Source organism: Streptomyces sp. YS-3 (assembly GCF_045257485.1).
In the GTDB taxonomy this organism is placed as follows: Bacteria; Actinomycetota; Actinomycetes; order Streptomycetales; family Streptomycetaceae; genus Streptomyces.
This window is the reverse complement of the sequence record NZ_JBJHPC010000408.1, coordinates 1-6,611: the sequence shown is the minus strand read 5'-3', so window position 1 is coordinate 6,611 and position 6,611 is coordinate 1. Positions and strand designations below refer to the sequence as shown.

Genomic DNA, 6,611 nt, shown 5'->3' with positions numbered 1-6,611 from the left:
CCGCTCGTGGACGACCCCCCGGAAGTCGACGGCTTCCCGCTCTTCGACGGTGTCCCCGACGGCGTGGACGGCTTCCCCGAGGACGTCGAAGGCGACGAGGGGACCGAGGACGGAGACGTCCCGGGCACGCCCTGATGGGCCGGGGACGAGGAGGGCGGGGTGTGGGAACCGCCCCCGGACCGGGGGCGCGTCGTCGCCGGCGGCGTCGGGCTGTCCGCCGGAAGACCCGCCTCCCCGCCGTCCCCCTCGTTCACCGACTGCCGCTGCTGCTCGACCTTGTCGCCGGGCGTGTCCGAACCGGACGTCGCGCTCAGCGTCACCACCGTGCCGAGGACCGCCGCCAGCACCGCGCCGGCGCCCGCGGCCACCAGGTTGCGGCGCGTACCGGTGAACAGCGTCCGCTTCGCCGCACGGGGCGTCGCGCCGGGGATCAGCACCGTCGCCGCGGCCTCCGGGACCGGTGCCGCGGCCAGGCCGGGGGCTGCGGCGGCGGCTGTGGCTGGGGCTGGGGCGGCAAACGGAGCCAGGACGCCCGCGGGCGGCGACTGGGACTCCTCGTGGCGCGCCGCGGGGACCTCGTCGCCGGAGGGGGTGCGCCCGCCCGAGATCACCGGTCCGCCGGAGCGGTCCTCGACCAGGGCCAGCGCGCGCCGGCCCGCGACCGTGCCGCGCTTGTCGGAGAGCGCGCCCTTGAGCCCGATCGAGGCCTCCAGTTCGGCCCGCGCGCGGTCGACGTTGCCGGCGCACAGCGCGAGGACGCCGAGCTCGTGGTGGAAGTACGCCTCCTCGGCCACCTCGCCGGTGAGCCGGGCCGCGGCCGAGCCGATCCGCAGCGCGCGCTCCCACGCCCCCCAGTGCAGCCCAGCCGCGAACGCGGGCGCCGCGCTGCGGGCGAGCCGGACCGCCGTGGCGGGGTGCTCGGTGTCGCCGCCGGGCACCAGCGCGGTCAGGGCCGCGAGCACCGCGTCCGCCTCGGCCGCCGCCCGCTCGGGCGTGACCGAGGGGTGGCCGGTCCACCAGGCGTAGTGCCGGGCGGCGGTGTGCGCCCGCTCCTCGGCCTCCTCCCCGTATCCGGCGGCCTCCAGCTGGGTGAGCACGCCCGCCGCGAGCCGGTAGCGCGTACCGACCGGGGAGAGCAGTCCGCAGCCGAGCAGTTCGCCGAGGGCGGCGTCCGCGTGGGTGTCGTTGACGAGCGCGGGCAGATGCGCCTGGTGCGGCACCTCGCCGCCGAGGGCGACGGCGAACCGCAGGGTCTCCCGGGCGGCCTGCCCGAGCCGGGCCGCGAGCGGCGCGGCGGGTGCGGCGCCCTCCCCCAGCGACGGCAGCGGCATCTCCCGGCCCTCGGCGGAGAAGACCGACAGGTCCTCGGGCCCCTCGACCGGCAGCCCGAACTCGTCGAGCGCGGCGCCCTCGCCGCGCAGCCCGTCCCGCTGCCGCAGCAACGCGCCCGCCTGCACGAACCGCAGCGGCAGGCCCTCGGACTCGAACCAGAGGTCGCCGGCCCAGTTGGCCTCGTCCTCGGTGAGCGGCCGGTCCACGGCCTGTTCCAGGAGTTCCAGGGAGGCGGCGCGCCCGAGGCCGGTCAGGAAAAGCTCTTCGAGGGAGGACTCGGCGAGCGGCGCCGCGACTTCGGGCGTCGCGGCGAACAGGAACGCGCATTCCGGGGTCGCGGCGAGCAGTTCCTCCAGCGCGGCGCCGCCGAACTCCAGGTCGTCGACGACGACGACCGCCCCGATCTCGCGGACCCGGTCGTGCAGCCCGGCCCGGTCGGGCCGGTGCAGCGGGGAGCGGTAGACCGTCGCGTACAGCTCGTGCAGGAGTTCCTGGGGGGTGCGGCGGTGGCCGCTGAGGCGGACGACGCCGTCGGGCGCGAGCCGGGCGCAGTCGGTGGCCACCGCGTCGAGCAGGGCCGTGCGCCCGGAGCCGGCGGGGCCGGTGAGCCGGACCGAGCGGCCCCGGCCGAGGAGGCGCACCAGCCGCTCGCGCTCCTCGCCGCGCTCCAGCAGGACCGGCGCGGGCGCCGCGGGCCCGGCGGGCAGCGGGGGCTTGAGCGCCCGCTCCCGCTCGGTGCGTTCGGTGGCGGACCGGCGTTCGGGCCGGCCGGGTATCTCGCCCGGCGGGCAGGCCTCGATCTCGCTGCCGTCGACGGGGTTGACGGTGAGCAGGAAGTCGCCCGAGACGAGCCGGACCGTGCGCGCGAGCGAGGCGGCGCGCGGGGCGGGTTCGGGGGTGACGGCGGCCCGGTCGCGCTCCTTGCGCGGGGCGGCGGCCCCCTGGCCCGGTGCGTCCTGCTCGTCGTCGAACTCGTCCGGTCCCCGGGTGTCCATCGGGTTCATGGTGAAAGCCCCCCAGATGCGCCTGCGTAACCTTGCCCCACCCGGCCGCTACGCACTGCGCTGTCGCTCTGGTCCGGTCCCCGCCGCAGGGATGTCGACCGGCGGGAGACCGCACCCTAAACCTTCGCCCAGTATCGCCGAACGGGCGGGGTGCCAACCCGCCCAGAGCGTCACAGTCCGGTGAGGATTGCGTGCGGAGGACCGGCTTCCACATGATCTGCACCAGTGCCGCACAGGCTGCGCTCAAGTTGGGTCGGAAGGACCGGTGGTACGGCGCGGGTGCCGCGCGCTCACACGCGCGGCAGGGCCTCCGCGGCGATACCGCCCTCGATGGCGAGGATGCGGTGCAGCCGGGTGGCCACCAGCAGGCGCTGCATCTGGGGCGGGACGCCCCGCAGCACCAGCCGCCGGCCGCAGCGGCCGGCCCGCCGGTGGGCGCCCATGATCACCCCGAGGCCGGTGGCGTCCCAGGAGTCCAGCTCGGTCAGGTCGAGCACCAGGTCGCCGGCTCCGTCGTCGACGGCCGAGTGCAGGACCGTACGGGCGTCCGCCGCGCTGCGGACGTCGAGGCGGCCCCCGACGACCAGCTCGACGTGGTCGCCCCTGATGTGCATATGAACTCCCCGGAGTGCTCCGTATGCCTGTCTGCCTGTCGTCTCTTACTGCACCAACTGACTGCACAGACCGCAGGGAAGTTGCCGTCTGTAAGCGAACCGATACCTAATTCACCCCATGGAGTGATTCCGGGGCAAGGGGAGGTGAGGGCGCGTCAATCAGTGCTTGTAGAAGCCCTGCCCGCTCTTGCGGCCGATGTCACCGGCGTCCACCATCCGGCGCATCAGCTCCGGCGGCGCGAACTTCTCGTCCTGCGACTCGGTGTAGATGTTGCTGGTGGCGTGGAGCAGGATGTCCACGCCGGTGAGGTCCGCGGTGGCCAGCGGGCCCATCGCGTGGCCGAAGCCGAGCTTGCACGCGAGGTCGATGTCCTCGGCGGTGGCCACGCCCGACTCGTACAGCTTCGCCGCCTCGACGACGAGCGCCGAGATCAGGCGGGTGGTGACGAAACCGGCGACGTCGCGGTTGACGACGATGCAGGTCTTGCCGACGGACTCGGCGAACTCCCGGGCGGTGGCCAGGGTTTCGTCGCTCGTCTTGTAGCCGCGTACCAGCTCGCAGAGCTGCATCATCGGGACCGGCGAGAAGAAGTGCACACCGACGACCCGCTCGGGGTTCTCGGTGGCCGCCGCGATCTTGGTGATCGGGATGGCGGAGGTGTTGGAGGCGAGCACGGTGTCCGCGCGCACGATCTTGTCGAGCGTACGGAAGATGTCGTGCTTGACCTCCAGCTTCTCGAAGACGGCCTCGACGACGATGTCGGCGTCGGCGGCGGCGTCCAGGTCGGTGGTGGTGGTGATGCGGCCGAGCGCGGCCTCCGCGTCCTCGGCGGCCAGCCTGCCCTTGCTCACGAACTTGTCGTACGAGGCCTTGATACCGTCGGTGCCCCGGACCAGCGCCTCGTCGGTGACATCACGCAGCACGACGTCCCAGCCCGCCTGGGCCGAGACCTGCGCGATACCCGAACCCATGAGTCCGGCCCCGATGACGGCGAGCTTCCTGGCCACTTCACACCCCTTTGACGGCTTACTGATACGGCTCTCCGGCGGAGGCTATCGGCCGTGAGGCGTCTTGGGAGCCGTAAGAGATGCGCGTCACGTCTCAGATGACGGACATCACACCAAGACGGGTGAGCGGCGTCTCACCGACGGCCCCCGAAGCTCCACCGCTCGTCCCGTACCGCGTACTTGGGCGGGGAATGTCCGTGGCGCCGCGCGGGCGGTGACGGTCGGCACACACAGGGGGCGGACGGCCTCCGCGTAACTAGGCTGACCCCATGGTCAATCTGACGCGCATCTACACCCGCACCGGCGACAAGGGCACCACCGCCCTGGGCGACATGAGCCGTACCGCCAAGACGGATCTGCGGATCTCGGCGTACGCGGACGCCAACGAGGCGAACGCGGTCATCGGCACGGCGATCGCGCTGGGCGGTCTCGACGAGGAGGTCGTCCAGGTCCTCACCCGGGTGCAGAACGATCTGTTCGACGTGGGCGCGGACCTGTCGACGCCCGTGGTCGAGGAGCCGGCCTACCCGCCGCTGCGGGTCGAGCAGTTCTACATCGACCGGCTGGAGGCGGACTGCGACCGGTTCAACGAGCGGCTGGAGAAGCTCCGCAGCTTCATCCTGCCGGGCGGCACCCCGGGAGCCGCGCTGCTGCACCAGGCGTGCACCGTGGTGCGCCGCGCCGAGCGCTCGACGTGGGCGGCCCTGGAGGCGCACGGCGAGACGATGAACCCGCTGACCGCCACCTATCTCAACCGTCTCTCGGATCTGCTGTTCATCCTCGCGAGGACGGCCAACCAGGAGACGGGCGACGTGCTGTGGGTGCCGGGCGGCGAGCGGTAGGCCGCCGGTCAGCGGCGCGAGGGGGCCGCGCCGGCCTTCTTCGGGAAGAGCGTGTAGCTGAGCGCGATGATCAGGTTGATGCCGATCACCCACACCATCCGCTGCTGCCACATCCGCAGGGAGCTCACGTCCCCGTCGCCGCCCACGTACCGGATGCCGCCCTGGAGCAGGCCGATCGCGAGGGCGGCGGCGAGCACCCAGCGGCCCGCCGTCCTCCACTCGTGGACCGCGCGGGCCGTGCCGCCCGCCGGCGCCTTGGCGGGGCGCGGCCCGCCCGCGAAGCGGTACGCGAACCAGGCATCGCACCATCGCACCGTCCAGCGGCCCATCGCCACCGAGAAGCCCAGGTAGACGGCGGCGAGGCCGTGCTTCCAGTCCGGTTCGGCGCCGTTGCGGAGGTCGATCACGGTGACCACGAGGAGCAGCGCCTCAAGCAGCGGCTCGCAGAGCAGCACCGCCACCGAGGTCCTGGGCATCTTCGCGAGGTAGCGCAGCGCCAGACCGCCGGCGAGCAGCACCCAGAAGCCCACCTCGCAGACGACGATCAGTGTCATGATCACGGCGGTTCCCCTCGCTCGGCCCCTCGTCCCCACTCCCTCCAGCGTCGGCCCGTGATCGCGCCCGCTCGTCGTCGGCGGTGACGAAAGGGCACTGCATCCTTCGATGTACCCGGGGAGGCCGCGGCTCGGCCGGTGCGGGGACGCCGGGGGCCGTGGCCACGTGTTTCATGGGTACGTGAAACGCCTCCCCCGCCCCCACCGCGATGACGTCCTGATCGCCGCCGTCGGGCTGGCCGGCGGGCTGGTGCTGTGGGCGCTCGGGCTGTTCTCCCAGGGCGGCGGACCGCTCGGCCGGGGCTGGACGCTGGTGCCGCTGGCGGTGACGGCGGCGCTGGAGCTGGTGCGCCGCACCCGCCCGCAGGCCGCCATTCTCGGCGGTACGGCCGCGGTCGTCGGCGACCAGTTCACCTCGGGCAGCCTGGCGACGGTCCTGATGTTCACGGACCTCGTCTACGCCGCCGTCCTCTACGGCACCCCGGCGGCGGCCCGCCGCATCCCGGTCACCACCGGTCTGATCACCGTGGCCACGACCGTCGGCTACCTCGCCTGGTTCCGCACCCCCCAGGCCCTGCTCCTGGGCATCCTCACCGGGATCGTGTGCTTCGCGCCCGCCACCACCGGCGCCCTGGTGCGCAACCACCGCGACACCGCCGAGGCGGCCACCCTGCGCGCCGAGCAGACCGCGCTGCTCGCCGAGATGGACCGCACGCAGGCGGTGGTGGCCGAGCGGGCCCGGATGGCGCGCGAGCTGCACGACCTGGTCGCGGGCCACCTCTCGGCGATCGCCATCCACTCCACGGCGGCGCTCTCGCTCGACGAACCCGCCACCACCCGCCGCGCGCTCGCCGTGATCCGGGAGAACAGCGTGGACGGGCTCGCCGAGATGCGCCGACTCATCGGGCTGCTCCGCGACAGCGGCGCCGCCACCGAACCCGCCGCCGCGCCGACGCTGGCCGGGCTGGACGCCCTCCTCGCCCAGGCCCGTACCACCGGCGCCGCCGGCGGACTCGGCTTCACGCTCGTGGACGACCGTCCGGCGGGGGCCGCGCTGCCCGCCCCGGTCGAGCTCGCCGCGTACCGGATCGTCCAGGAGTCGCTGACCAACGCCCTCAAGCACGCCTCCCCCGGCACGGTCACCGCCTCGCTCGCGCACACGGGAGGCGCGCTGTACGGCGCGTGCGTCGGCGTCGGGGGCGTCGGTGAACTTCCACTGCTTGGCGTACGAGGAGTCCTTGGTGAACAGGTCCAAGT

The 6,611-nt window shown here is 73.6% G+C and carries 5 protein-coding genes and 2 pseudogenes; 2 read left to right on the top strand and 5 right to left on the bottom strand.

What is annotated here, in order from left to right; all coding sequences use genetic code 11:
- The 3 genes from ACJA3G_RS26630 to ACJA3G_RS26620 form a co-directional block, all read right to left on the bottom strand.
- The coding region (locus ACJA3G_RS26630; RefSeq protein ID WP_406555584.1) for an ATP-binding protein at positions 1-2,336 on the bottom strand (2,336 nt) is incomplete at its 3' end.
- Between the two features lie 290 nt (positions 2,337-2,626).
- Positions 2,627-2,950 carry an STAS domain-containing protein gene (locus tag ACJA3G_RS26625; protein WP_067163978.1) on the bottom strand — a complete coding sequence of 108 codons (324 nt, stop codon included), beginning with the start codon at positions 2,948-2,950 and terminating at the stop codon, positions 2,627-2,629.
- Between the two features lie 159 nt (positions 2,951-3,109).
- Positions 3,110-3,958 (bottom strand): 3-hydroxyacyl-CoA dehydrogenase family protein, encoded by an 849-nt coding sequence (locus tag ACJA3G_RS26620; protein ID WP_406555583.1) that lies wholly within the window; start codon positions 3,956-3,958, stop codon positions 3,110-3,112.
- 269 nt (positions 3,959-4,227) lie between these two features.
- Between ACJA3G_RS26620 and ACJA3G_RS26615 the strand changes: the two genes are divergently transcribed.
- Entirely contained in the window at positions 4,228-4,800 is a 573-nt protein-coding gene (locus ACJA3G_RS26615; RefSeq protein ID WP_406555582.1) for a cob(I)yrinic acid a,c-diamide adenosyltransferase, read from the top strand.
- An 8-nt stretch (positions 4,801-4,808) separates the two neighbouring features.
- Here the strand turns inward: ACJA3G_RS26615 and ACJA3G_RS26610 are convergent, their stop codons facing one another.
- A complete protein-coding gene (locus ACJA3G_RS26610; protein ID WP_406555581.1) occupies positions 4,809-5,360 on the bottom strand; it encodes a hypothetical protein in 552 nt (183 codons plus the stop codon).
- A 103-nt stretch (positions 5,361-5,463) separates the two neighbouring features.
- Between ACJA3G_RS26610 and ACJA3G_RS26605 the strand changes: the two are divergent.
- A pseudogene (locus ACJA3G_RS26605) lies at positions 5,464-6,216 on the top strand (histidine kinase); the annotation flags it as partial.
- A gap of 303 nt (positions 6,217-6,519) precedes the next feature.
- Here the strand turns inward: ACJA3G_RS26605 and ACJA3G_RS26600 are convergent.
- Positions 6,520-6,611 (bottom strand): annotated as a pseudogene (locus ACJA3G_RS26600) (glycoside hydrolase family 48 protein); the annotation flags it as partial.

Coding starts and splice junctions, on each gene's coding strand:
- ACJA3G_RS26625 (WP_067163978.1), bottom strand. CDS start 2,950: ATGCACATCAGGGGCGACCACGTCGAGCTGGTCGTCGGGGGCCGCCTC.
- ACJA3G_RS26615 (WP_406555582.1), top strand. CDS start 4,228: ATGGTCAATCTGACGCGCATCTACACCCGCACCGGCGACAAGGGCACC.